Raw genomic sequence first — 25,861 nt, forward strand, 5'->3', positions numbered from 1 at the left:
GAATCGGCTTTTTCGCAACCGCTTTTGCGTTTTCACTTTTTGAATCTTTCGTGAAGATAGCTGTAAACCGTGCGCAGGGCCATGGCCTCGCCGCCTTTGGGGCGGCCGGGACGGTTCGCTTGATTCCAGGCATAGACATCCAGGTGCACCCAGTCTTTTGCCCCTTCAGTAAACTCCTTGAGAAACAGGGCCGCGGTGATGGCTCCGGCGAACGAGCTGCTGCCGTTGTTGTTGAGATCGGCAATGGGGCTTTTCATGTCCTCAAGATAAGGCGCATATAGCGGCAGTCGCCAAACGGGGTCCCCCTCGCGGACGGCATGCCGGGCCAAGGCGTCGGCAATCTGTTGGCTGTCAGTAAAAAAGGGCGGGATGTCAGCGCCCAGCGCCACGCGGGCCGCTCCGGTGAGCGTGGCGAAGTCGATCAGCAGATCGGGGGTTTCTTCTGCCGCCAGGGCCAGCGCGTCAGACAGCACAAGACGTCCTTCCGCGTCCGTATTGCCCACTTCCACGGTGAGGCCCTTATAGGTGCGGATAATGTCGCCGGGCCGGAAGGCGTTGCCTGAAACGTTGTTTTCCACCGCCGGGATAAGCACTCTGAGGCGAAGATTCAGTTTCTGTTCCATAATCATTTGCGCCAGGCCCAGAACATGGGCCGCTCCGCCCATATCTTTTTTCATCAGCAGCATAGCGCTGGACGGTTTCAGGTCCAGCCCGCCGGTATCGAAACAGACGCCCTTGCCCACCAGAGTGACTTTCGGAGCGTCTGGGTTGCCCCAGCAGAAATCAATCAGCCGCGGGGCCTTCTCCGCTGCCCGCCCCACGGTGTGGATGGCGTTATAGCCCTTGTTCAGCAATGCTTCTCCGACCGTTACGTCATAAGCCGCCCCGAACCGTCCGGCGATTTCTTCGGCCACGGCCGCCAGGTCGTCCGGTCCCATATCACAAGTGGGGGTGTTGACCAGATCCCGGACCAGAAAGGTGCCGCGCACCACACTGGCGATCCGCCCTGTATCGGTAGCCTCCGGAAGCACAAGGCGTACACTTTCGGCGGGTTTTTCCGGCAGATAACGGTTAAATTGATACCGTCCCAGGGCCCAGCCGAGGGCGGCATGATACAGGGCATGTTCATCAGGCGCTTGGTTGAGGTGGGACGCCAGATGATAATCCCCCGCCGGCAGGGCAGCGGACAGGGCGCCAAAGGCCCAGGGGTCGGCGCTTTCTTTTCCTTCGCCCAGTCCCAGGACAACCCCGTCGATACGGCCGTCCGGCCCGGCAAATTTTAGGACCGCATAGCGGCTGGCAGTAAAGTCGTTGGCGGTGACCCAGTTCTGCCGCTCTGCCGGCAGGGCGGCAAACCACGCCTTGAAGGTGCTTTTGCTGACGGTGGTGATGGGAATGCTTTTCCCGGTGGCCTGGGTGAACAAGGAGGATAACTCTTCTAGATGCGCGTTGACCACGACAGTGACCTCATTTTGTTTTAGCTGAAGGAATAAGTGTCGTCATGTTTTTCGTATTTAGGAGTGAATTGCGTCGATCTCATCACAATTCACTCTATCACCACAACTTACTCTACAACTTACTCTGGCTCTTCGCTCACTTTACATCACAAACCAGCAATGACACGTCGGCGAAGCTGCGGCGGCCTTCGATAATGCTGAACCGGTATTCCTTGTCTCCGAGCACCAGGCTGTGAAAAATCGGCAGCACGCCGCTGGCGTCTTGGCTTTCTCCGCCGGGCAGGGTAAAGGTTACGGTCACCGGTTTTGTGGGATCATACCAGGCTTCCGGGTTTCCGTCTTCATTGAGGGTCGGGCTGCCGCTGCCGTTAATGGTGATCAGGCCGCGTTCAAAGCTGATGCTGCTGGCGTCTGCGGGACTGACAATGGTGCCGATGCGAAAGCGTTTGGCTTCGGATTGCGTGCCGCAACTTTGTTTTGCGGTGAGGCCGCCGATGAGACGTGCCATGCGGGCCACGTCCACCCCATCTGCGGATTTCTGATTGACCACTTCGAGAAGGTCCCGCACGTCCTGGTCGGGAATCAGATCTTGCAATTGTTGCAGCATGGCAGTGGTTGTGCCCAGTTGTTTGCGCAGGTCTTCATTTTCTGCCAGCACCTGGTCATGTTTGGACTGAAGAAAATGGAAATTCTGTGCCGCTATTTCCTGCCCCGTGTCAAAAGAAAGATACCCTACGCCACTGATCACGGCAATGAACAGAACCAGTTTGATCATCGCCCACATGCGGGCGGCGCGTCGTTTTTGCAGTTCTTTTTTGCGGGCCAGACCTAAAGACATTTTGATGGTATGCTCCGGTTTTCTTGAAAATGTGCCCTAATGTGAAAAAACTGACCGGGGGATGCAAGTTTTTTTATGAGGGGCAAAGATTTTTAAGCTCCTAATAAAGCTTTTTAAGCTCTTAATAGAGAAAATAACGGGAAAGAGGGGTAGAAATGTCATTGCGAGACGCGTCCGCGACGAAGCAGGCTACCCTGAATGAAAACCTAGAGTGAATTGGGCCACCCTATGCGCAATTCACTCTAAAGTATAAGTATCGTTTAGCGGTGATCGAAATCCACCACCACCTTGTCGGTCAGCGGATGGGACTGGCAGGTCAGAATGAACCCAGCTTCCAGTTCGTCTTCCTCCAGGGAATAGTTCACATCCATATTGACCTTGCCTTCGACCAGTTTGGCCCGGCAGGTACAGCACACCCCGCCCTTGCAGGCATAAGGCAGGTCCGCGCCCTGTTCAAGGGCGGCATCCAGGATGTTGGTTCCGTCCATCTCCAGTTCAAATTCGGTGCTGTCCCCATCGAGAATGATGGTGACCTGGGCTTTTTGCCCGGACAGATCCTCCGCCCCTTCTTCATGGGCTTTCTGGGTGCCTTTCTTGACGGATGGCGAGGTGAACAGTTCGAAATGAATGTGTTTTTTGTCAACGCCCCGGCTTTGCAGCATGTCGGAAATCTCGTGGATCATGGTTTCGGGGCCACAGATATAATATTCATCCGCACCGCCGGCAGGGATCAGCTTGTCCATGATGGTGGCCGCCTTTTCCTTATCAATGCGGCCCTGGAACAGCTCGACTTCGCTGTCTTCGCGGCTGAGGATGTTGATCAGGTTAAAACGTCCGATATAGGTGTTTTTCAGGTCCACCAGGTCTTCACGGAAGATAATGTCCTTGCGGGTTTTGTTGCCATAAACCAGGGTAAAGGTGCTTTGGGGTTCATAGGCCAGGATGGTCCGGATGATGGACATCAGCGGCGTAATGCCGGAACCGGCTGCAAACCCCACATAATGGTTTTCATGTTCCGGATCCAGTTCCGTGTAGAAATTGCCCATGGGGGTCATGACGTCAATTTCGTCGCCTTCCTGCAGCGTTTCATTGGCGAAGCAGGAAAACATGCCGCCTTTGACTTTTTTAACTGCCACGCGCAGCTCGTTGTCAAATAGGCCGGAACAGATGGAATAGGAGCGGCGGACATCCTCGCCGTTGATCAGGGTCTTAAGTGTCAGATATTGGCCCTGGATATAACGATATTCTTCGCGAAGGTGTTCCGGCACGTCAAAGGCGATGGACACGGTGTCTTCGGTTTCCCGCCGGATATTGGCGATCTTGAGTTTATGAAATGTCGGCATAACAGAATCCCTGAGCTTGATGTTCAGACGTCAGTTCCGGCGCCGCCCATGGGCGCCGACGCATCCTTATACATTATGGCTTATACATTATGGGTTTTATATACATTTGAAATAATCGAACGGTTCCTTGCAGTCGAGACACCGGTACAGCGCCTTGCAGGCGGTGGAGCCGAACTCGCTGATCTGTTCGGTGTGATTTGATCCGCAATGAGGGCAGTCCACTTCCTTCTGGCCGCCGAACAGAACCTTTTTATTGCTGGTGCTTTTTTCTGGCGGGGCAATGCCAAACTGGCGCAGTTTTTCGCGGCCGCTTTCGGTCATCCAGTCGGTGGTCCAGGCGGGCGCAAGCACGGTCTTGATCCGGTGATTTTTCAGGCCATGATTGTTGAGTGTGGCGCGGATCTCTTCCTCCAGCATATACATGGCGGGGCAGCCGGAATAGGTGGGGGTGATGGTGACGACCAGTGTGCCGTCATCTTCAAAGCTCACCTCCCGGGCAATACCCAGATCAACAATGGATAATACCGGAATTTCCGGGTCCTTCACTTCTTCGAGAAGGGCCCAGATTTCCTTTTCCGTCTTCGGGGAACCGTGATGGGCTTGCGGGGTGGTCATGGCGTTTACCACTTGCACCCTGGATAGCGCCGCTGCATATATTGCAGTTCGCTGAGGATGTAGCCCATATATTCGCTGTGGCGGCCTTCTTTGCCCCCGGACTGCATCCAGTTGTTTTCTGGCCGTTTGAGCGTAGCTTCAGCGAGCACTTCGTCCACGATGTCATCCCAGTCCGCCTTGAGCGCCTCGGTGTCCACGGCCACGCCGCTTTCTAGCAAACGTTTTTCTACATCGGTCATGGTGAACATTTCACCGGTGAACATCCAGACATCATTCACGGCTTTCTGGGCCCGTTCATGGCTTTCTTCGGTGCCGTCGCCCAGTCGGATCAGCCATTCACTGCTGAACCGCAGATGATATTTGACTTCTTTCAGCGACTTGGCGCCGATGGCGGCCAGTGTTTCGTCACTGGACTCGCTGAGTTTTTCATAAAACAGCTTGGCGAAGGCGCTGTAGAAAAACAGTTTCGCCATGCTATAGCCCCAGTCTTTGTTGGGCATTTCGGTAATCAGCACATTGCGGTAGTCCATTTCATCGCGCAGGTAAGCCACATCGTCTTCGGTTTTCCCTTCACCTTCCACTTCGGCGGCATAGGTGAACAGCTCCCGGGCCTGGCCGATATAGTCCAGCGCGCAGTTGGACATGGCGACATCCAGTTCCAGGGTTGGCGCCTTGTAACACCATTCAGAAAGCCGGTGTCCCATAATTAGCGCATTATCCCCCAGATGGGTGGCGTATTTGACAAGATCTGTTTTGGCTGCTTCAGTCATTTCACTATCTCCCGATATATCCGCATCAAGGTTTATATTGTGCGGGCTCACATTTTGCCCACTTCCTTGGGGATGTCGTAAAAGGTCGGATGACGGTAAATTTTGTCGTCAGCCGGTTCAAACAGACTGTCCTTGTCTTCCGGTTTGGATGCCGTGATGGCCTTGGAAGGCACAACCCAGATGCTCACCCCTTCGTTACGACGGGTATAGACGTCGCGGGCGGCTTCGATGGCTGTTTCCGGGTCCGTCGCATGGATGCTGCCCACATGTTTGTGGTCCAGACCGGCCTTGCTGCGGATGAATACTTCATAAAGGGGCCATTCCTTGTCATGGGAATTCGGTTTTGTCGTCATGATCTTAGATCCTTAATCCTGTGTCAGTCTCGTTGCGCTTACTTGCCGCGATACCGGGCGTTACTGGGGCCCTTTCTCAGGCCCTTTCTCAGGCCCGTCTGAGGTATATTCAGGCGGCTTCGCGTTTCTTTTTCTGTTTTTCGGCATAGGCGAGGGCGGCTTCGCGCACCCAGGCGCCTTCTTCATGAGCGCGGATGTGGTTTTCCATGCGCTGTTTGTTACAGATGCCGTTGCCGTTGATCACATTCATAAATTCTTCCCAGTCAATCTCGCCGTGATCATAATGGCCGGTTTCTTCGTTCCATTTCAGGTCCGGATCCGGCAGGGTAATGCCCAGATATTCGGCCTGGGGCACGGTGGCGTCGATGAATTCCTGACGCAGCCGGTCATTGGATTTGCGTTTGATTTTCCATTTCATAGACTGGGCGGAATGTTGTGAATCCTTGTCGCTGGGGCCAAACATCATCAGGGCCGGCCACCAGAACCGGTTGACGGATTCCTGAACCATGGCTTTTTGTTCGTCGCTGCCGCGGACCAGGGACAGCAGAAGTTCATATCCCTGGCGCTGATGGAAACTTTCTTCCTTACAGATGCGGATCATGGCCCGGCTGTAGGGGCCATAGGAGCACCGGCTTAAGGAGACCTGGTTGGTGATGGCCGCGCCATCCACCAGCCAGCCGATGGTGCCTATATCGGCCCAGGTGAGCGCCGGATAGTTGAAGATGGAGGAATATTTGGCTTTGCCTTCATGCAGTTGCCGGATCATCTCGTCCCGCGAGATGCCAAGGGTTTCCGCCGCGCTATAGATATACAGACCGTGACCGCCTTCATCCTGAATTTTGGCCAGCAGAATCGCCTTGCGCCGCAAGGACGGGGCCCGGGTCAGCCAGTTGCCTTCCGGCTGCATGCCGATGACTTCGGAATGGGCATGCTGGGACATCTGCCGGATCAGGGTTTTCCGATAGGCTTCAGGCATCCAGTCCTGGGGTTCAATCTTGATGTCGTCGTCGATCTTTTTCTGAAACAGTTCCTCCAGTTTGGCTTCGTCCTCGCTGGTGGGGTCAGCCAGTTTGATCGGCTTCTGAATGGAAGTATCTCCGTACATTTTTGGTGGCCTCTCCATAAGAATTTAAACAATCCGGTGATCGGGGTGTCGGTGTTTAATATGTTACATAAAATTATAAAAATCAATACAAAATGTATCACTTTGACATATGATTGATTCTAAAAGGAAAATGTTTCCTATATGCCGCCAAAACGACGGAAAAACTCAGCCCCCGGGGCGGGAAGCGGGCCGTCGGCGGTTTCCAGAGTCGCAGAAAAATATTGTTCCGAGGCGCTCAGCAGCAGCCGGTAGATATTGCGGCACAGCTGATGGGCGGCGGTGCCTTCCCAGTGTGCCGGCAGCAGTTGCGTGGGCAGCAGCGGGTCTTTGAGCAGGATTTTCCGGTATTCGTGAATCATGAGGATCCTGAGCAGCGCGCATTCTTCATCCCGCGGCAGCGGTCCCTTGCGCAGGGCGTGATAGACGGGCCGGTAACGACTCAGAAAATCCTGATACAGCTGTCCCAGTTCCTCAAGGTCCCAGCATTCATGCACCAGGGTTTCCAGTGCCCGGCCGGACGTCATGTCATGCCGCGCCTTGGTCAGCAGAATCACGTCCTCATGAATATCGAGCAATTCGAGGGTCTGTTTCAGGGCCGGGAAATCCGGCAGGGGATGGGCCATCAGGCCGGAGGAGACAGTACCGAACCCCAGCCAGCCCAGTTCCTTGCGGGCCGCATCCCGCTTTTGTTTCAGGTGTTGGGGCAGGATCACCAGACACCAACTGCCGTCCCAGTCGATAAGCGGGCCGGCATAAATGCGCGGCGTGGCGTTCTGAAACCGGCGCCGGCCGCTGTCAGTTAGGCTGTAATAACTTTTTCGCCCGATCTGGGTGGCGCTGAGCCAGCTGTCCTTACTGAGGCGCGAGATGGTGGTTCGCACCAGTCGATCGCTGAGCCCCAGCGGCTCCAGGAAACTGATCAGGCTGCCCAGCCACACGGTGCCGCCACGAGGGGCGATGACATCTCCGTAAACCGTGATGATCAGTGATCCGGCGCGGATCGGTTGCTGGCGGTGAAAGTCATCAATCAGTTTTTTTAATTGCGGGTTGCCTGACATGTTTTTATTCTTATCTGGGTAAATATATACATTTATTTTTTTATGAAACGATATTTTGTATCACTTTGCGTGGGGGTGCACAATGGCGGAACAGAACACGGGGGCGGAACAGAACACGGGGGCGGAACAGAACACGGGGGCGGAACAGAACACGGGGGCGGAACAGAACACGGAAGCAACGATGAAAGAGGATGCACAGCCGACGCAGGATGCCTTGGCCTTTGCCCGGCAGGTGGCGGAGGCCATGTATGAAAAGGATATCGCCGCCCAGAAGATGGGCATCAAACTGACCAAAGTCGGTCCCGGTTACGCGGTCATGACCATGCCGATCCATGAGGATATGCTGAACGGCCACAGCATTTGCCATGGGGGGTATATCTTCTCCCTGGCGGACACGGCCTTCGCCTTTGCCTGCAATACATCCAATATTACGACCGTATCTTTGGGGTGCAATATTACGTTTCTGGCGCCGGCGCGGGCGGGGGATCTGCTGACCGCTGTGGCGGAAGTGCAGAGTCAGGCCGGGCGCACCGGAATCTGCGATGTGACCATCACCAATCAGGACGGCGAGCGGGTCGCCCTGTATCGCGGCAATAGTTACCGGGTGAACAGCAAGATTGTGGACGATCTGCCGGAAAGGCGATGATACAGGACCGGACGGAGGGAGCTTTCGCTGAATGTGTTTTCTTTGATCCTTGTTACCGATTTTGAAGGATAAAAACAGATGTTGCAGCCTCCCTGTACCACTAATTTTGAAAATAAACCACGGCGTATCGGGCTGGAGATTGAATATATCGGTCTTGACCTAGAGGAGTCCGCGGCTTTCATCCAGGACCTGTTTTCCGGCGAAATCAGAACGCGGCACAAAAATGCCCTTGAGGTGGATAGTGAGGCGCTGGGTGTTTTCAGGGTGGAGCTGGATGTGCAGCTGTTGCAGAAGCTGGCCGAAGCTTCCCGTAAAAATGAAGGCCGGGAGGGTCTTGACCTGGAAGGCCGCCTTGAAGAATTGATTTCCCCATTAATCAAGACCCTGGCCCCCAATGAGATTGTCACGCCGCCCTTGCCTCTGGATCGGCTTGAGGATATGGAACAGCTCATTACTGTGCTCCGGCAAAAGGGAGCCAAGGGCACAGGAGACTCCATCAGTTATGCCTTTGGGCTGCATCTCAATCCGGAGGTCTGTTCGTTTGAGGCGGAGTATATCCTTGCGCATTTGCAGGCTTTTGTTCTGCTTTATGATTGGCTCAAGGACCAGATCAGCATGGATTTCACGCGCCTGGCCAGCGCTTATGCCGGAGGCTTCCCTGCGGAATATGCCCGTCTGATTCTCTCGGAAAGATACGCCCCGGACCTGTCCCGGCTCATCGACGATTATCTCCAGTATAATCCCAGTCGTAACCGGGCCCTGGATATGTTGCCGCTGATGGCTTGTCTTGACGAGGCGCGCGTGCGCAAGGTGGTGAAAAGCGAGTTGGTGAAAAAGCGTCCGACCTTTCATTTTCGCATGCCCAATTGCAAGATCGAGGATCCGTCCTGGTCCATTACCGTGGAATGGAACCGTTGGGTCATGGTGGAGAAGCTGGCCGCCAATGAGGATCTCAGGCGAAAAATGGCTGATCACAGGATCCGGCTGATGGACAGATTCATTGACCCTGTGACCTCTGACTGGCTGGTGGCCGCCAAAAACTATGTCGAGGGGATGCGATAGACGATCCTACGGCGCTGTCAAATCGGCTTGTGGGGTAGTGGTGCGGATGCGGACCTTGTCGATATTGCGTTTGTCCATGGCTACCACTTCAAAAATCAGGCCGTTTGCCTCGATTGTCTCGCCTGGTTCCGGGAGATGGCCGATCTGCCATAATAGATAGCCGGCCAAAGTGGAATAGCGGTCGGCCCGGTCGGTGAGGTCGACCTCCAGCAGGCTGGATACCTTGCGGATGTCGATCCCGCCATCGACCAGCCAGGTCTTATCATCAATATGTTCCGCCACCATTTGTTCCTCGTGTTCATCGGGAAAGTCGCCGGCGATGGCTTCCAGAATATCTGTCGGAGTGACAATGCCCTCAATTGAGCCGTATTCATCAACCAGCAGGGCCAGTTGCAGCGGTGATCTCCGCAACTGTTCCATCAGCCGCAGCACATTGACACTTTCATGTACCACCAGCGGCTGGCGTATCGACCGTTCGGGATTGATCCGGCCTTCTTCCAGAAGGTCGCGCAATAGCTCCCGGGTGAAAGCTACCCCGAGAAGATTGTCGAGGCTGCCACGTGCCATGAGGAACCGGGAATGGCCAAGACCAAGAATTTTTCGGCGCAACGCCTCCTGGTCTTCGTCAAGATCGAGCCAGTCGATGTCCTTGCGCGGCGTCATGATGGAGCTGGCCGGCCGTTCGGCAAGTGTCAGGACCCCCTGAATCATTTCCTTTTCCTGCGGTGCAAAGACATCTTGCTCGGCGGCCTTTTCAGCCATCGCTTCTGCCGGGCCGCCCAGTCGCACTTCCAGGGGTCTGCCGCCCAGCAACCGCAGCACCGCCGTAGCTGTACGATTGCGCAAGTTGCCCCTGAGTGCCAGTTTCTCGCGGTTGCGCTGCCCGACCTGATTGAAGGTTTCGATCAGGATGGAAAAGCTGATGGCGGCATAAAGATAACCTTTGGGGATATGCAGGCCGAATCCCTCCACAACCAGCAGGAAGCCGATCATCAGCAAAAAGCCGAGACATAGAATGACTACCGTCGGGTGTCTGGAGACAAAGGTCATGAGCGGTTTCGAGGAAATAATCATCACGCCGATCGCGATGATCACGGCAATCATCATGATCGACAGTTCGTCGACCATGCCCACGGCGGTGATCACGCTGTCGAGTGAAAAAATGGCGTCAAAAATGACAATTTGGGCAATCACCTGCCAGAATACGGCATGCAGGGGCCGATCCGGGCCATGGGCGATCTGGCCCTCCAGCCGCTCATGCAGTTCCATGGTGCCCTTGAACAGCAAAAACAGCCCGCCAGAGATCAGGATCAGGTCGCGGCCGGAAAACTCAAGGTCCATGATTGTAAAAAGTGGCTGGGTCAGTGTCACAACCCAGGCAATCGACGCCAGCAGCACCAGCCGCATGGCCAAGGCCAGCAACAGCCCCACTAGGCGCGCCTTTTCCCGCTGATGTTCCGGCAGTCTGTTCGCAAGAATGGCGATAAAAACCAGATTGTCGATGCCCAAAACGATTTCCAGCACCACCAGGGTCGCCAGTCCCGCCCAGGCCGCCGGGTCGCTCATCCATTCAAAAATCATCGTTTAGCCTTCTCGTGAACAATAGCAAACAAGCAGGAGGAAACAAGTAAGAGGAAACAATCAGGGGCTTCGCAGACGGGCAGACAAGGCCGGACGGGAGTGTCGGAATCCTCGGAGACTCTGTAAAACATGGGATTGCTGCAGGAATGTGTTATCTCTCGACCATGATAGTGAAAATCCGGTATAGATATAATATTCATATAATATTCCGGCGCTTCCGGCAATTATTTCCGGCAGCAATTATTTCCGGAGGAGGAGTTCGTTATTGCAGGGGGACGGGCAGAGCGTATAAAGTCTGAACCGGATCGATGGACGGGGGCATTCTGGTGGGGCCAGCCATAGGGGGCGGGCCACATTAAGGTCACATATTCCCGCCAGATTGATACACAGCGGCGGGAAGTTCAGTCCATATGATTTCGTGCCGATAAGGGCCCGATGCGTGGTGAGTATAGTGAAGGTTTCAGCAGGAAAAATTCCGACAAGAATAATATTGCCAGTCCTCCGCCTGGTCTTGCTGGCGGGTTTTTTCCTGCTCCCTGGGGGGCAGGCTCTGGCAGCACCCCCGACGGGGGCCCCGGCGATACCCAGAACGATGGAAATGCGTTACAGCCTTGATGTTGCAGGATTTAATGCGGGAGTTCCGGACCGCGTGAAGGAGGATTTTGAGGCCCATTCCGTTCTGAAAAAACATCAGGGAGAACCGTTACTTTTGGTGGCGAATCTCAGGGCCCGTGTCAACCAGGATGTGGATCTGCTGCGCCGAATTCTGCGGGCGGAAGGGTATTATGATTCGGTCATCCGCCAGCGGATTTCCCGCCGCAACAACCGGTTCGAGGTGCAGATCCACTTTGATCCCGGCCCGCGATATGTTCTTGCGGACATCAGAATCGTTTATGAGGGGAAGGCCCCGCCGGCAGATGTTCACCGCAACGCCTATGATCGTCTGAACCTCTCACCGGGCGAGCCCCTGCGGGCAGAAGCGGTGAGTGCGGCCCAAACTTATCTGTATCTTGCTTATCCTGAACGAGGGTATCCTCAGGCTCGGGTCACCGATCGGGAAATCATTGTGGATCACGCCACCCGTCAGGCCACTGTGACCTACCGGGTCAACCCCGGTCCCCTGGTGCGGCTGGGACCAGCCCGGTTTCAAGGGGCCCCTCACGTGCGGGAAAATTATCTGTACCGCTTTGTCACCTGGAGCCGGGGCGATATTTATGACCAGAGGCAACTGGACCAGTTCCGGCGACGGCTGTATAAAACCGGACTGTTTCGGAGTATCCATATTGAACCTGATCCGCAGGCTATTGGTGAAGAACGCCCCGTTCTTGTCCGGCTTCAACAAGCGGAACATCGCACCCTGAGCGTGGCGGCCGGTTATGCTACAGACGAAGGGGCGAGCGGGGATCTCTCTTGGGAACATCGCAACTGGCGCGGCTGGGGAGAACGCCTGTTCTTTGGTGCTCATCTGGCGGAAATTGAACAGTCCCTGAAAGGGCGTCTGGAAAAGCCCAATCATCACCGGCTGGACCAGACTTTGTCGTTTGAGACAGAACTGGCGCGGGAAAACACCGATGCCTTTGAAGCGCACACCATCGAAGCACGGGCGGCGCTGGAACGGGTGCTCAATGATCGTATTGCGGTTTCCGCCGCGGCGGAGCTGCAATACAGCGATGTAACCGAGACGACAACGGACCGGAAATTCCTGCTGGCTTCGCTGCCGTTGGGGGTGCGTTGGGACAGCTCCAATGATCTGCTCAATCCGGTGAGGGGACTACGTGCGTCCCTCATTATAGCGCCCAGTCTGATCAGGAATGGCGGCACCTTTAGCTATCTGCGCAGTGAAGTTATGCTCAGCGGGTATTATCCTCTGGCCAGAGATGGCGGTTTGGTTCTGGCTGGTCGAGCCCGGCTGGGGGCGATTGTGGGCATTGACGAGTTGTCCCTGCCCGCCAATGAGCGGTTCTATACCGGCGGTGGCGGGTCCGTGCGGGGATATGGGTTTCAGGGGATCGGGCCCCAGGACAATGAAGGCGACCCTCTGGGCGGCCGCTCAGTGGCCGAATTGGGTGGGGAATTGCGCTGGCGTCTGTCCAGAACCATCGGCATTGTGCCGTTTCTCGAAGGCGGTAATGTTTATGAAGACAATCTGCCGCAGTTCAAGGGGTTCCGCTGGGGCGCGGGGCTGGGCTTGCGTTATTATACCGGGTTCGGGCCAATCCGGCTGGATGTGGCAACGCCGCTCGACCGTCGGGATGGGGAAAGCCGGATACAGCTTTATGTCAGTCTGGGGCAGGCATTTTAATGGCACAGGAGACACAGGATAAACAGAAACCGGCCCTGTGGAGGCGTTTGGCCCTTTGGGCGCTGATCGGGGGAACGGTCTTGTTTGGACTGGCGAGTGCGGCGGTGCTGTATCTTGACAGTGCGGCGGGGCAGCGTCGTCTGGTGGCCTGGATCGAGGCGGAGACGGCGGGCGGGCCGGCGGCCGTGCAGGTGTCCGGCCTCAAAGGATCCCTGTTGGGCCGGTTAAGGGTTGATAAGGTAACGGTTTCTGATGCGCGGGGGCTCTGGGCCGAGGCCCGGGATATCCGTGTTGCGTGGCGTCCCTGGGCCCTGATCCGAAAACGCCTTTCGGTCTCAGAGGTCACGGCAGGGGCCGTGCGGCTGCATCGTCTTCCTGAAACGGTTCCGGAACAAGCCGGCACGGCCCCCTCTGCTCCTTTGGCAGTGCCGGAACTGCCGGTGGATATTGTGCTGGATAGATTTCGTTTGGCAGAAATTGATCTGGGGGCGGCCCTGCTGGGGCGCGCGGAGCGATTTCACAGCGCAGGGCGGCTGAATATATTGCGAGAGCAGGATCTTGACGTGTCCTTTCTGTTGGGACGCCTGCAAGGGGACGGAGACCGTCTCAGTCTGGATATTGCCTATCAGGAAAATCGTCGCCATTTACATCTTGATGGCATCATGAAGGCGCCGCGCGGCGGTGTTTTTGCCAAAATTCTGGGCCGGGACGACCTGCCGGATCTGGAACTGCGCCTGCACGGCGATGGCCCCTTGCGGGACTGGAGCGGCACCCTCTTGGCCCAAACAGAAAATGATGTTTTGGGACAGGCGGATATTTTTTATAAAAACCGCGTTTTCTCCCTGACTTCTGGTTTTGATCTTGATCGTTTTCTGGGAACCGATCTGGCGCAAAAGACCGGTCACAGGCTGGATTTGGCCCTTGAACTGCGTCCATCAGAAGACGTCCAGGGCCGGGAACTGGAATTCCGCCTTGAAACAGACGTTCTGAACTTTAGGATTATGGGGCCTGTGCGCCGGACGGATTTGCTGCAATTCCACGATCTTCAGGTCCGGCTGGATCTCACGGAACGTTTTGTGTTGGGGCGCGGGTCTGAGGCACTGAGCATAAAACCGGCCCGTCTTTCGGGCCGTCTGACCGGCAGTCTCGAAACGCCCCGTTTCCGATTTAACATTCCGGCCCTTGACCTGACACAGGGCGAACAATTGTCTCTTGCCACATCCCTTTCCGGCACCCTTGCGGGAGAAGCAGCGCAGATTTCCTATGATTTATCGGGGGCAGTCACAACGGTCGGGGGCAAGGTTCTCGCTTCGCTAAAACCACTTTTGGGCCCGGCGGTAAACTGGCGCCTTGCGGGACGTTATGATCCGGCGCATTTGCGTCTTGCGGCGGAGATCATCCGACTTGACGGCAAGCTGCTGAACCTGCACGGGGGTGGTGATATGACGGGTGCGGGGGACATTTTCACCGGCAGGGTTGATCTGCGGCTGAACAATCTTCGCCCGCTTGTCCCGGCAGCAGCAGGGGCACTCAGGGCGGCAGTTGATATCTATCGTAATGGCGTGGATGAACCGGTGCGGCTTTCCCTGGAAGCCGCCAGTGAGAATCTGAATTTTGACGATGCTGTTCTCAGGCAGATTGTGGGGCCGGCGGTGACACTGAACTCACGCCTGACGGTATCTCCTGCGGGGGATGTAACTTTGGAAAACCTTGATCTCAATGCCCGTCACGTGACGGCGCAGGCGGAACTTGCGATAAAAGGGGAAGCGCAGGCCGTGCAGGGCACGTATCAGATTGCCCTGCGGGATCTGGAGCAGGCAAATCTTCCGGGCGGCCTTCGTTTTAAAGGCGGGCTTGCCATGTCAGGAACATTTGATGGCACGATTTTGGCGCCGGCGCTGTCAATGCGCAGTCGTCTTGGTGCCCTGGATCTTCAGGGGGTGAGTTTTGAAGATGTGGTGGTGGCCGCCAGGGCGGAAAGTCTTCTGAGTGTACCGCGTCTACGCCTTGACCTGTCGGGGGGGTCCGCTCTGGGCCCGCTCCGCGGACATCTTCAGATCGAGGGCGCCCCGAAAGGGGGAATGAAGGTGCCGGAGTTTATCGTCACAATGGGCATGTTTAGGGCAGAAGGACAGTTTGAGCGGCGTTCAGCCGCCGCCCCGGTTCTGGGTCGGCTCCGCCTCAACCTTGTAGAAGGAGGGGAAATTCCGGCGGACAGGCCGGTTCTTGACGCGGAACATTTGGAAATGACCGCGCTTTTTTCAGCGGCAGGAGCCGCCCGGACCGAGGATCAAAAGATTGATATAAGCGGCCAGATTGGCCGGTTGCGCCATGTCCTGCCCGGGGGCGATCTTTTCCTTCTGGAGCGGGGCATGCTGGAAGGCCGTATGGTGTTTGGCCCGTCAGGGCCGGCCATTACGGCGTCCGGGCGTCTGGAGAACCTGTCACATCCGCGCCTGGAGCTCAGCCGCTTGAGCCTCGAACTAAAACAGGAGCATCAGGCCATTCGCTATCACGTGTCGGCCCGGGGCACACCGGCATTGCCGATGGATCTTGTTCTGGATGGGCAGGTTGCCCCCGGGCTAGAAAACGAATGGCGGCTTATGGCGGAAATTTTCGGAACGCTCAATGAGCAACCGCTCCTGTTCCAGAACCCTCTGGTATTTTCCTGGAAGGGGGAGAATATGGCTTTACAGCCCCTGGCGGTACAATTTGGCAAGGGGCAGCTTATAACCGCCTTTACCAAAACGGCCCAACTTCTGGACACACGCCTTGAGGCCAAGGCATTGGACCTGCGGCCCCTGCACCGGTTTTTCCCCGACATGCCCCTAAGTGGCGTGATCAACGGGAGACTGGAATTTTCCGCCACCCCCGACAGGAGCACCGGACAGCTGAAGTTTCAGCTTCATGATCTGACCTCACCACAACATCTGTTTGCCGTCGATCCGGCGTTGCATCTTGATTTTGAGGGCCGTCTTAGGGACCGGCGGATCACCCTTGAGAGTCGTCTTGAGTTGCCTGAAACCTTTAGGACCACGCTGTCTGTCCGCCTTCCCGGCCTGTTTGACTTTACGCAGTTGAAACTGGACATTCCCGATGATCAGCCATTGCAGGGACGGGTGTCGCTGAGCGGCGATGTGGGGGCGGTTTGGCCGGTGTTGAATCTGTATCATCATGATGTATCGGGCAGGGTGGACGGCCAGTTCGCTCTGTCGGGCAGTCTGGACGAGCCGGAGGTGTCAGGCCGTGTGGAGATGAAGAAGGGGCGTTATGAAAACACCCAGATTGGTTTTGTGGCGCAGGACATCTCTTTGCAGGCCGAAATGCAGGACCGGCAACTGAGAATCAGGGATCTGAGGGCCACGGACGGCGCCGCGGGACGCATCAGGGCGGCGGGCACGGTGCAGATCCTTGAGGATTATCGCTATGACCTGGCTTTGGCGCTCAAGGCGGAACAGACCCGCATTGTTCGTCAACCCACCCTTGAGCTGATGGCATCGGCGGATCTGGCCCTGCGTAAGACGGGGCGGGATATCCGTCTTAACGGCGAGGTAACAGTGGATCGGGGAGATATCAGTCTGGCGCTTCGGGGTTCCAGCGATATCATCGAGGCGGATGTGATCGAAATTAACGGCACCGGGGAGGCACAGGCTCTGCAAGACGCCGGACGGCGGCGTCTCGGGCCGCTTCTGCTGGATGTTGATCTGAAGGCCCCGGGAAAGATTTTTATCCGGGGGCGGGGGCTGGACTCGGAGTGGCGCGGAGATCTGGATATCACCGGAACCTCGGACCGGCCAGTGGTGGAGGGGAGTATTTCCCTGGTGCGGGGATTTTTTGATTTTTCCGGGAAACGTTTTGCCCTCAGCCGCGGAGAGATTACTTTTCCGGGGGATGGCAGCAACGATCCCCGCCTGGATATCACGGCGGAACTGGCGCTGTCTGATCTTGTGGCCATGATTCACATTGGCGGGCGGGCCAGTCAGCCGGATCTGACGGTAACCTCCACCCCCGAGCTGCCGCAGGAAGAGGTATTGGCTCGCATTCTCTTCGGTACCAGTGTCACGGAGCTTTCCCCGCTGGAAGCCCTGCAACTGGCGTCCTCCATCCAGGCCCTGTCCGGGGACGGAGGGCCGGGGGTGGTGGATCAGTTGCGCGGCAGCATCGGCTTTGACCGTCTGATATTCGGGTCGGCAGGAACCGCAGACGATCGGGAGTACGGCACAACGGTGTCCGGCGGGAAATATCTGACCAACAATATTTATGTGGAAGTGACCACATCCCCGGCAACAGGGGCAATGGCGCAGAGTGTGGAGGTGGAGCTCAGCGACAACCTTTCCCTGATCACCCGTCGCGGTCTGGACCGGGAAAACAGTCTGGCGATCCGCTGGTCCTGGGATTATTAGAGTGAATTGTGAATAGGTTGACCCAATTCACGCTAAATCTGACAAGGTTGTGCGCCGTTTCAGTTCATTAATTCTTCTTGCGCCCGGCTGGAAACTCCGGTTATGTAAAAAAGAAAAACAGAAAAAGAACGGGGGGCTTGGGATGGGCGCATGGCAATGGACCTGATCATAACAAAATTATTCCCGCCGGTAAGCAAGCCTTCCCGGGTGGTCCGGCCACATCTTGAAAAACTTCTAAATAAAAATGCCCTGCGCCGGGTTACTCTGATTTCCGCCGGAGCGGGGTTTGGCAAATCCACACTGATGACCGAATGGTACCGCACCCTACAGGGCCAGGGGGTGGCGGTAGCATGGATTTCTTTGGACGTCCGGGATCAGGATCAGGGACAATTGCTGAGCTATCTCATCGAAGCCCTGAGAATGGCCGGGGCCGTAGAAGGCAAAACCGCTGAAAATTTGTTGCAGAACAAACGCGAAAACCGCTTTTTTTCGGTTCTGGGGGCATTAATTAACGAGATGGCCGCCTTACAGGGAACAGTGGTTCTGTTTCTGGATGATTATCATTTTGCCGATTGTGCAGAAACCAGCCGGATCATGGTAAACTTTATCAGTCTGGCCCCGCCCAACGTTCATTTTGTCATAGCCAGCCGCAGTCGACCGCAATTGCCGCTGGCGACCCTGAAGGTTCATGAGGACCTGATGGTTCTTTCGGAAAAGGAGTTGCGCTTTTCGGACCGGGAAGCGGCTGAATTTATGCAGGATCGCAGGGGGCTGAACATTTCCGAACACAGTCTGCGTCGCCTGATCCAGTCCACGGAAGGGTGGGTGGCAGGGTTGCAATTGATCTCGCTTGCGGTGCGGGACAAGCGAATGGATGAACATCTGCTTCGGCAGTTTTCCGGCAGCAGCCGGGATGTGGTGGACTTTCTGGCCCATAATGTTTTTTCCCATCAGCCGGAACATATACGGACGTTCATGATGCGCACTGCCGTGCCGGAACGGTTTAACGCGGAACTCTGCGAATGCCTGACCGGCGAGACAGACGCGCAGGATGCCCTGGAATATCTTGAGGATAATAATCTGTTTATTATTCCGCTGGATGAAGGCCGCGGCTGGTACAGATATCATCATTTGTACCGGGAGTTTCTGCTCACTCAGTTAAAACGTTATCACAAGGAAGAACTGGCTTCCCTCCAGCGTACCGCCAGCCAGTGGTTTGCCGATGCCGGCCTGATTGTGGAGGCCGTTTCCCTGGCCGATGAAAGCGGGGATTACGATTATCTGGCAACTCTTGTGGGACAGCATGCGGAAAACATTCTGATCCGCGGGCATATGCCGCTGCTGCTGGACTGGGTGAGGAAAATTCCCGAAAATATCGCCCGCACCAAACCGCTGATTTCGGTTTATGAGGGATACGCCTTGTTCCACATGCGCCGTCCGGTCGAAGCGGCCAGTGCGGGTTATCGGGCCGAGGAAATTATCCGGGAAGCGGAAAAAGCCGGCAGTATTCCTGTGGAAGAACTTGTGCGGCTCAAGCAGGAAGTCAAGGTGATCAAGGCCGGGGTGGCTATTGCCTCGGACGATGTGGAGCAGGCGAAAAAATATGCTTCCGTGCCGCTGCAGACCACGGTGGAAAAAAGCGGTTTCATGGTGGGGGCCATGAAAAATATGCTGGGATATGCCTGTGCGTCCCTGAACAAATTTGATGCGGCGCGCGAGGCCCTGCTTGAGGCACGAAAAGCACATGAACAGGTCAATTCGGTTTATGGCGTGGTATATGCGGACTGTTTTCTGGGAATGGCCGAGATGGCGATGGGACATCTGCAGGATGCCTATGAGCTGTTTTTGCATGCCGAGAAAGTTTCCCGCGGGGACAGGTTGCCCAATTCTCCGGCCATCGCTGTGAGCCGATTGTATCAGGGGCTGGTATGTTATGAATGGGGCGATCTGGGAAAAGCTCTCAATTTGATCACGGAAAATATCGAACTTGTGGATGAGTGCGGACAGGCAGAGGCGCCGATCACGGGCTATATCGTTCTGGCCCGTTTGTACCGGGCGTTGGGACAACCGGAAAAGGTGTATGAGCCGCTGGAGGCCGCATCCCGGATTTGCCGTGAGGATGAACTGCATCGCCTTCATGTGCTGACGGAATATGAATATATCCGCCAGCTTCTTGTGGATGGTTTTCTGCCCGAGGCGCAGGATCGGGCGCGGCTGGCTGGTGTAATGCCGGATGATATTGACGCGGACCTGAAAACGGCGGAATGGGACAGGGTTAAATGTGTCCGTTTCCTGATCAAATCCAGATTGTTGCTGGCGCTCGGGCGGGAAGATCAGGCCATTTCTTTGTTGCAGCATCTGAAAACGCTGGCCCTGGCGGTTCGTCGCCGTCGGCGCGCACTTGAGATCATGGCGCTGCTGGCCCGGGCCTATTTGCAGAAAGGCGAACGGGCAGAGGCGTTGAATATGCTGGATCACGCCCTGCGGTTGGCCCGTCCGGAGAAATATATCCGGCTGTTTGCGGATGAGGGACAGGAAATCGGCAGGCTGCTGGCTATGTGGCTGGCGGCGCCGACCTTGCGGGAGCCGGAGCTGCACGCCACTGGCGCGCAGATACTGGCGGCGTTTGAGGGAGAACATCCCAGGGGCCAGGGAACGGTCATATCCCCGCCCCAGCCCATAAAAACACAGCCCATAAAAACACAGCCCATAAAAACACTGCCTGGGAAAATACTGTCTGGAGAAACGGGGCATGTTCTGCTTGAGCCGCTGAGTGAGCGGGAAGTGCAGGTTCTGACCCTCTTATCCAAGGGATATTCCAACCAGAAAATCGGCCAAAGTCTGTCCATTGCCGAAAATACGGTCAAATGGCATATCCGGAATCTGTTTGAAAAACTGGGGGTCAAGAACCGCACCTCCGCCGTTCTGGCGGCCCAGAACCTCAACCTGATCTGAAATTCGATTCCCACACTTTCGGGTGGGGGGATTTTTTTTATCCTTCCCTACTTTTGTGTCGGGTGAACAAGGCCACGCCGGTTTACCTTTTCCACAAATTAATTCCACAACTTAAAGTTCCGGCGGACTTTGACGCCGGATGGTATAGGGAAAAGGGATCTGATGAAACTTACAGAATATGCCGAATATGACGGGCTGGGCCTGGCGGAACTGGTCAGAAGCGGTCAGGTTTCCGTTCGGGAACTGACGCAGACGGCCCTTGAGGCCATCCATGCCTTGAACCCTCAGCTGAATGCCGTGATTGAAACTTTTGACGAGAGTCCCGACAATCCGGACGGGCAAGGGAGCGGGCCGTTCCAGGGCGTACCTTTCCTGATCAAGGATGTGGTGCTGCATTGTGAAGGGCGCAAATGTGAAATGGGGTCGCGCCTGGCCAAGGGGCTGGTGGCGCCGCATGACACGGATCTGATGAAACGCTTTCGGGCGGCGGGGTTTGTCACTCTGGGGCGGACAGCGGTGCCGGAAATGGCTTTTAATGTGGCCACTGAATCCCTGCTGACGGGGCCGAGCCGCAACCCATGGGACACAACACGCATGACCGGTGGATCCAGTGGCGGGGCGGCGGCGGCCGTGGCGGCAGGCATGGTGCCGATCGCCCATGCCAATGATGGTGGGGGCTCGACCCGGATTCCGGCGGCCTGTTGTGGCCTTGTGGGGCTGAAACCCACCCGCGGGCGTACCCCTATTGGACCGGATGCGGCCGATGGTCTCAATGGCCTGGGCATTGAACATGTGGTCACGCGTAGCGTGCGGGATTGCGCGGCCGTGTTGGACGCCACGGAAGGGCCGGGGTGCGGGGATCCGTATCAAATCCCGCGTCCTCAGCGGCCGTATCAGGACGAAGTGGGTACGGCTAGGAATCCTCTGAAAATCGCTTATACCGCCACATCCTTTTCCGGGGACAAGGTAGACCCGGAGATGGCCGAAAGCCTGAAAAAGACCGCAGTGACCTGCGCGGCGCTGGGCCATCATGTGGAAGAGGCCCAGCCGGTCATCCACTATGACGCCTTTTTTGACGCCACCATGAAAATCTGGTGCGCCAATATCGCAAGCTGGATTGATCAGCTCGTGGCGCTGACCGGGCGGACGGCCTCCTCTGATTATCTCGAGAGTGCAACGCTCGCCTGTTACGATTATGGCAAGTCCCTAACGGCGGGGGATCTTCTGGAGGCGTTTGCCGTCATGAATCAGATAAGCCGCACGGTGGCGCCGTTTTTTGACCAATATGATTTGTTGCTCACCCCGACCACCGGTCTGTTAACACAGCCGATCGGGACGTATAACGCCAATGCCCCCGGCTGGACGGCGCAGGATTGGGGCGAAAAAATCTTTTCTTTCGGGGCTTTTACGCCGTTATTCAACATGACGGGACAGCCGGCCATTTCCCTGCCGTTACAGATGAGCGCTTCCGGTCTGCCGATCGGGCATCAGTTTGTGGCGCCCTTTGGACGGGAGGACTTGTTGTTCCGCCTGGCCGGACAGTTGGAGCAGGAATTGCCCTGGATTGGCCGGAAACCAGCCTGCGGCCTCTGGACTATGGAGGAATAAATGACACGAAAAACCGGAATTGTCTGGCAGGAAATTTATATGTGGCACGATACCGGTACCCATGCCGGGGTATTGCCGGCAGGATATCCGATACAACCGGGCACCCATGCGGAAAACCCTGAAACCAAACGGCGGTTCAAAAACCTTTTGGAAGTTAGCGGCCTGTATGAACAACTGGTGCAGATCAAGGCACGCAAAGCCACGGAAGAACAGATCCTGCGGGTGCATGTGCCGGACTACATTAATCGGCTGAAAGAGTTGAGCGCCACCACCGGTGGCGATGCCGGCATGCTGACCCCTTTCGGCCCCGGAGGTTATGATATTGCCAGACTGTCCGCCGGCGGAGTCATCGCGGCGATGGACGCGGTGCTGGCGGGCACGGTGGACAATGCCTATGCCCTGGTGCGGCCGCCGGGCCATCATGCGGAACCGGATATGGGCAAGGGGTTTTGCCTGCTGGCCAATGCCGCCATCGCTGGCCGCCATGCGCTTGAGGGGCATGGGCTGGAGCGTATCGCTTTTGTGGACTGGGACGTGCATCATGGCAACGGCACCGAACGCATTTTCTGGGAGGACCCTCGGGCGCTGACCATTTCCATCCATCAAGACCGTAACTTTCCCCCGGATACGGGCGACATGAGGGATATCGGCGAGGGGGCCGGGGAAGGATTTAATATCAATGTCCCGCTGCCGGCAGGCAGTGGAGTTGGCGCTTATGAAGCGGTGTATGACCGGGTGGTCCTGCCGGCGCTCAGGGCTTACAGACCTGATCTGATCATCGTGCCGTCCGGTTTTGATGCTGGGGCCCATGACCCGCTGGGGCGGATGATGATGCATAGTGACGGATATCGTTCCCTTACCCGAAAATTGCTGAGTGTCGCAGACGAGGTGTGTGCGGGACGCCTCGTTATGTGTCATGAGGGCGGTTACAACGCCCCGACCGTGCCATTCTATGGTCTCGCGGTCATGGAGGAACTCAGCGGGATCAGAACCGATGTGGACGATCCGTTCCTAGCGTTGTTTGCGGGCATGGCCGGACAGGAATTGCAGCCGCATCAGGACGAGGTGGTCCGCGCGGCCGAGCAACTTCTGGGGCAAATAAAGTAATCCTTGTATACACAAAATCCGAGTTTTCCATATGAAGGATAATGAAAAACTGACCAATATATATATCACTTAGGGATATTAAGAGAAAACCCTGTCGCTCTGTATCAAGTTTCAAGGCGTTAAAATACAAGAAATGTATACATATAATGATATATATGTATACATAAAATAATCCATAATTTCCTGCCTGAGAGCCGGAAAACAAATATCGAAAAATAAAGGAATGGTTCACGAGAAAGGGACAAAGACATGATCATGCCAAAAACAAAAAGATTGCGGGGTCGTTGGGCCCTGCTGCTGTCCACGGCTTTTTGTGCCGGGACGCTGGTTCAGACAGGGCCGGCGGCGGCGCAGATGATGCTGGAGGAAATCACAGTTACGGCTCAGAAGCGCGAACAGGGCATTAATGATGTGGGCATCACGGTAAATGCGTTCACTGCCGACATGCTGGATAATATGGGGGTCAATTCCGCAGAAGACATGGCGCTGATGACCCCGGGCCTGACCATCACCAATACGGCGGCCACCGGGGTGCCGATCTACACCATTCGCGGGGTCGGGTTTTCGGATTATTCCACCGCCGCGTCCAGCACCGTCGGGCTGTATTTTGACGAGGTGGCGATTCCTTATGCGGTGATGAGCCGGGGCGTGTTGTTTGATGTGGAGCGGGTCGAGGTGCTGAAAGGGCCGCAGGGGGATCTTTATGGCCGCAACACCACGGCGGGGCAGATCAATTTCATCAGCCGCAAACCGACCGAAGAATTCGAGGCCGGCATGACGGTGGAATTCAGCCGTTTCAACTTGCTGGATGTGGAAGGGTATGTGAGCGGCCCGGTGGCGGATACGGTGCAGGCACGACTGGCGACCAAGGTGGTGCAGTCCAATCAGGGCTGGCAGCAAAGCCTGACCCGGGATTGGGATACGCTGGGGCGCAAGGACGAAGTAGCGGTGCGCGGGCTGGTCAATATGGATATGAGCGAGCAGGCGTCCCTGCTGCTAAATTTACACTGGATTCGGGATAAATCCGACAATGTGGCGCCTACGGCCTATGACGGCCGGGATGTGGGCTTTGAGACTGCGCAGCAGCGGCCTACTCTGGGTGAGGTGATCTATTCCCTGGGCGATAACCGTCTGGCGGACTGGACCACGGGGGAATTCCGCCCGCGGCGCGATAATGAACTGAAGGGCGTGTCCGCCAAACTGGACTGGGATTTTGACGGGATCAGCCTGACAGCCATCAGCGCTTATGACAAGTTCGAGCGGGAAGAGGCCAACGACTGGGACGGCGCCGCGATCCGGGATTCCAACAACATCAACGTGACGGACATCGAGGTATTTTCCCAGGAAATCCGCCTGTCGTCCAACAATGATTCCAATTTCAGCTGGATTGCCGGAGTGTATTATTCCTGGGACGAAATGAGTGAAGACTATAATTATTTCATGAATGATTCCTTCTTTGCCCTGGCGCTCGGTATTACCGAACTGGATACCCGGTATGACCAGACTACGGAATCCATGGCGGCTTTCGGGCATGTGGAATGGCAGTTCGCGGAACAGTTCCGCCTGACCGTGGGGGCCCGGTATACGGAAGAGGACCGGGAATGGTCCGGCTGTACCTATGACCGCAATGGCACGCTGGCGGCGGCGGGAAATAATATCCTCACTCCTTTCCTGATCATTCCGGCCGGTCTGCCGGCACCTGACCCGGTCGCCCCGGGGGATTGTGTGGTGTATAACGACATACCGGGCAGCGAGAATTTTGGCCAATATGCAGTCTTCAGTGACGCTATTTCCACCAATAAATGGATGTGGAAAGCCACGCTGGATTACACCCCGACCGATGATCTTCTGGTGTACGGCACGGTCTCCAAAGGGTTTAAGTCCGGTGGTTTTAACGGCGCCAATGCCAATACCCACAGCCAGCTGGTGCCGTATGGTCCGGAAGATCTGCTGTCCTTCGAACTGGGGGTGAAGTCCACCCTTGATGAAGGCCGCATGCAGCTGAATGCCGCGCTGTTCTATTATGATTATGAAGACAAACAGGAACAGGGCACAGCGGTGACCTTTGTGGGCAATATTTCCGGCCTGACCAATGTGCCGCAATCCAAAATCAAGGGCGGCGAGGTTGAAATGCGCTGGTTGGTGGCGGATGGCCTGACCCTTGATTTCGGGGCGGCCTATCTGGATACGGAAATCACCGAATGGGAAGCGGTCAGCACCGACAGTGTGTTTCCCGACGTCATCACCTTTGATGCGTCCGGGCTGGAGCTGGCCAATGCCCCCGAATGGCAGTTTAACGGGACGGCCACCTATGAATGGACGCTCAATGACAATTTGCTGATGATGATTGCCGCCGATCTGATCTATAAGGATAAAACCAGCGGCGGGGCCCGCGGGGAACCTTATGCCACGGAGGACTATCTCCTGGCCAATGCCCGGATCGGGATCAGTAATATGAACCGGGACTGGAGTGTCAAGCTCTGGGGACGGAATATTTTCGATAAATATTATTATCCGGCGGCCTTTATCGGCGGCAACGGCCCCTTTGTTCGCATGGTTGGCCTGCCGGCCACCTATGGCATTACCATTTCCTATAATTTCTAGAACCTCTCTGGATGACCTGGGCCATGCCATTATGTCATGGCCCTTTTTTCTTTA

General features: G+C 56.1%; 17 protein-coding genes. 8 read left to right on the forward strand and 9 right to left on the reverse strand.

The features are described from left to right. Nucleotides 1-32 precede the first annotated feature (32 nt). The 8 genes from FE788_RS02750 to paaX all read right to left on the reverse strand — a co-directional run bounded on the left by FE788_RS02750 (nucleotide 33) and on the right by paaX (nucleotide 7,539). A complete protein-coding gene (locus FE788_RS02750; protein ID WP_210414108.1) occupies nucleotides 33-1,457 on the reverse strand; it encodes a leucyl aminopeptidase family protein in 1,425 nt (474 codons plus the stop codon). A gap of 136 nt (nucleotides 1,458-1,593) precedes the next feature. Continuing rightward, nucleotides 1,594-2,295 carry a hypothetical protein gene (locus FE788_RS02755; protein ID WP_138379199.1) on the reverse strand — a complete coding sequence of 234 codons (702 nt, stop codon included), beginning with the start codon at nucleotides 2,293-2,295 and terminating at the stop codon, nucleotides 1,594-1,596. 260 nt (nucleotides 2,296-2,555) lie between these two features. After that, nucleotides 2,556-3,638, reverse strand: coding sequence for a 1,2-phenylacetyl-CoA epoxidase subunit PaaE (gene paaE / locus FE788_RS02760; RefSeq protein WP_138379200.1), 1,083 nt, complete (start codon nucleotides 3,636-3,638; stop codon nucleotides 2,556-2,558). A 96-nt stretch (nucleotides 3,639-3,734) separates the two neighbouring features. Further along, nucleotides 3,735-4,253, reverse strand: a complete 519-nt coding sequence (paaD, locus tag FE788_RS02765) for a 1,2-phenylacetyl-CoA epoxidase subunit PaaD (protein WP_138379201.1) — start codon at nucleotides 4,251-4,253, stop codon at nucleotides 3,735-3,737. 5 nt (nucleotides 4,254-4,258) lie between these two features. Beyond that, nucleotides 4,259-5,023 (reverse strand): 1,2-phenylacetyl-CoA epoxidase subunit PaaC, encoded by a 765-nt coding sequence (gene paaC / locus FE788_RS02770; protein ID WP_138379202.1) that lies wholly within the window; start codon nucleotides 5,021-5,023, stop codon nucleotides 4,259-4,261. 47 nt (nucleotides 5,024-5,070) lie between these two features. Further along, on the reverse strand, nucleotides 5,071-5,376 hold the full coding sequence (gene paaB / locus FE788_RS02775; RefSeq protein WP_138379203.1) for a 1,2-phenylacetyl-CoA epoxidase subunit PaaB: 306 nt from the start codon (nucleotides 5,374-5,376) through the stop codon (nucleotides 5,071-5,073). A 109-nt stretch (nucleotides 5,377-5,485) separates the two neighbouring features. Beyond that, nucleotides 5,486-6,481 carry a 1,2-phenylacetyl-CoA epoxidase subunit PaaA gene (gene paaA, locus FE788_RS02780; RefSeq protein WP_138379204.1) on the reverse strand — a complete coding sequence of 332 codons (996 nt, stop codon included), beginning with the start codon at nucleotides 6,479-6,481 and terminating at the stop codon, nucleotides 5,486-5,488. A 137-nt stretch (nucleotides 6,482-6,618) separates the two neighbouring features. Continuing rightward, nucleotides 6,619-7,539, reverse strand: a complete 921-nt coding sequence (paaX, locus tag FE788_RS02785) for a phenylacetic acid degradation operon negative regulatory protein PaaX (protein WP_138379205.1) — start codon at nucleotides 7,537-7,539, stop codon at nucleotides 6,619-6,621. Between the two features lie 181 nt (nucleotides 7,540-7,720). Between paaX and paaI the strand changes: the two genes are divergently transcribed. Together paaI and FE788_RS02795 are read left to right on the forward strand one after the other, a co-directional pair. Further along, nucleotides 7,721-8,185, forward strand: a complete 465-nt coding sequence (gene paaI, locus FE788_RS02790) for a hydroxyphenylacetyl-CoA thioesterase PaaI (RefSeq protein WP_138381268.1) — start codon at nucleotides 7,721-7,723, stop codon at nucleotides 8,183-8,185. Between the two features lie 78 nt (nucleotides 8,186-8,263). After that, nucleotides 8,264-9,247, forward strand: coding sequence for an amidoligase family protein (locus FE788_RS02795; RefSeq protein ID WP_138379206.1), 984 nt, complete (start codon nucleotides 8,264-8,266; stop codon nucleotides 9,245-9,247). Nucleotides 9,248-9,253: 6 nt separating this feature from the next. Here FE788_RS02795 and FE788_RS02800 read toward each other — a convergent pair whose 3' ends face one another. Next, nucleotides 9,254-10,828, reverse strand: coding sequence for a TerC family protein (locus FE788_RS02800; protein ID WP_138379207.1), 1,575 nt, complete (start codon nucleotides 10,826-10,828; stop codon nucleotides 9,254-9,256). A gap of 598 nt (nucleotides 10,829-11,426) precedes the next feature. Here FE788_RS02800 and FE788_RS02805 point away from each other — a divergent pair. The 6 genes from FE788_RS02805 (at nucleotide 11,427) to FE788_RS02830 (ending at nucleotide 25,807) form a co-directional block, all read left to right on the forward strand. Next, the gene (locus tag FE788_RS02805; protein ID WP_168190232.1) at nucleotides 11,427-13,130 is read left to right on the forward strand and encodes an autotransporter assembly complex protein TamA; all 1,704 of its coding nucleotides are present in this window, start codon (nucleotides 11,427-11,429) and stop codon (nucleotides 13,128-13,130) included. Continuing rightward, nucleotides 13,130-17,533: a translocation/assembly module TamB domain-containing protein gene (locus FE788_RS02810; protein ID WP_138379209.1), complete on the forward strand. Its 4,404-nt coding sequence runs from the start codon at nucleotides 13,130-13,132 to the stop codon at nucleotides 17,531-17,533. The genes FE788_RS02805 and FE788_RS02810 overlap by 1 nt, the downstream gene beginning before the upstream one ends. A gap of 150 nt (nucleotides 17,534-17,683) precedes the next feature. Then, nucleotides 17,684-20,488, forward strand: a complete 2,805-nt coding sequence (locus FE788_RS02815; RefSeq protein WP_138379210.1) for a winged helix-turn-helix domain-containing protein — start codon at nucleotides 17,684-17,686, stop codon at nucleotides 20,486-20,488. Nucleotides 20,489-20,650: 162 nt separating this feature from the next. After that, the gene (locus FE788_RS02820) at nucleotides 20,651-22,096 is read left to right on the forward strand and encodes an amidase (protein WP_138379211.1); all 1,446 of its coding nucleotides are present in this window, start codon (nucleotides 20,651-20,653) and stop codon (nucleotides 22,094-22,096) included. Next, complete coding sequence (locus FE788_RS02825; RefSeq protein WP_138379212.1) at nucleotides 22,097-23,203, forward strand: class II histone deacetylase; 1,107 nt, start codon at nucleotides 22,097-22,099, stop codon at nucleotides 23,201-23,203. Between the two features lie 255 nt (nucleotides 23,204-23,458). Then, nucleotides 23,459-25,807, forward strand: a complete 2,349-nt coding sequence (locus FE788_RS02830; protein ID WP_138379213.1) for a TonB-dependent receptor — start codon at nucleotides 23,459-23,461, stop codon at nucleotides 25,805-25,807. The last annotated feature ends 54 nt before the right edge of the window (nucleotides 25,808-25,861 follow it).

It is taken from the genome of Luteithermobacter gelatinilyticus (assembly GCF_005849285.1).
Taxonomy (GTDB): Bacteria; Pseudomonadota; Alphaproteobacteria; order Sphingomonadales; family Emcibacteraceae; genus Luteithermobacter; species Luteithermobacter gelatinilyticus.

Bases quoted from the DNA above. Each gene is read 5' to 3' on its own strand.
- paaX (WP_138379205.1), bottom strand. From the start codon at position 7,539: ATGTCAGGCAACCCGCAATTAAAAAAACTGATTGATGACTTTCACCGC.
- FE788_RS02800 (WP_138379207.1), bottom strand. From the start codon at position 10,828: ATGATTTTTGAATGGATGAGCGACCCGGCGGCCTGGGCGGGACTGGCG.
- FE788_RS02820 (WP_138379211.1), top strand. From the start codon at position 20,651: ATGAAACTTACAGAATATGCCGAATATGACGGGCTGGGCCTGGCGGAA.
- paaI (WP_138381268.1), top strand. From the start codon at position 7,721: ATGAAAGAGGATGCACAGCCGACGCAGGATGCCTTGGCCTTTGCCCGG.
- FE788_RS02795 (WP_138379206.1), top strand. From the start codon at position 8,264: ATGTTGCAGCCTCCCTGTACCACTAATTTTGAAAATAAACCACGGCGT.
- FE788_RS02815 (WP_138379210.1), top strand. From the start codon at position 17,684: ATGGCAATGGACCTGATCATAACAAAATTATTCCCGCCGGTAAGCAAG.
- FE788_RS02805 (WP_168190232.1), top strand. From the start codon at position 11,427: ATGCGTTACAGCCTTGATGTTGCAGGATTTAATGCGGGAGTTCCGGAC.
- FE788_RS02755 (WP_138379199.1), bottom strand. From the start codon at position 2,295: ATGTCTTTAGGTCTGGCCCGCAAAAAAGAACTGCAAAAACGACGCGCC.
- paaB (WP_138379203.1), bottom strand. From the start codon at position 5,376: ATGACGACAAAACCGAATTCCCATGACAAGGAATGGCCCCTTTATGAA.
- FE788_RS02825 (WP_138379212.1), top strand. From the start codon at position 22,097: ATGACACGAAAAACCGGAATTGTCTGGCAGGAAATTTATATGTGGCAC.
- paaA (WP_138379204.1), bottom strand. From the start codon at position 6,481: ATGTACGGAGATACTTCCATTCAGAAGCCGATCAAACTGGCTGACCCC.
- paaD (WP_138379201.1), bottom strand. From the start codon at position 4,253: ATGACCACCCCGCAAGCCCATCACGGTTCCCCGAAGACGGAAAAGGAA.
- paaE (WP_138379200.1), bottom strand. From the start codon at position 3,638: ATGCCGACATTTCATAAACTCAAGATCGCCAATATCCGGCGGGAAACC.
- paaC (WP_138379202.1), bottom strand. From the start codon at position 5,023: ATGACTGAAGCAGCCAAAACAGATCTTGTCAAATACGCCACCCATCTG.
- FE788_RS02830 (WP_138379213.1), top strand. From the start codon at position 23,459: ATGCCAAAAACAAAAAGATTGCGGGGTCGTTGGGCCCTGCTGCTGTCC.
- FE788_RS02810 (WP_138379209.1), top strand. From the start codon at position 13,130: ATGGCACAGGAGACACAGGATAAACAGAAACCGGCCCTGTGGAGGCGT.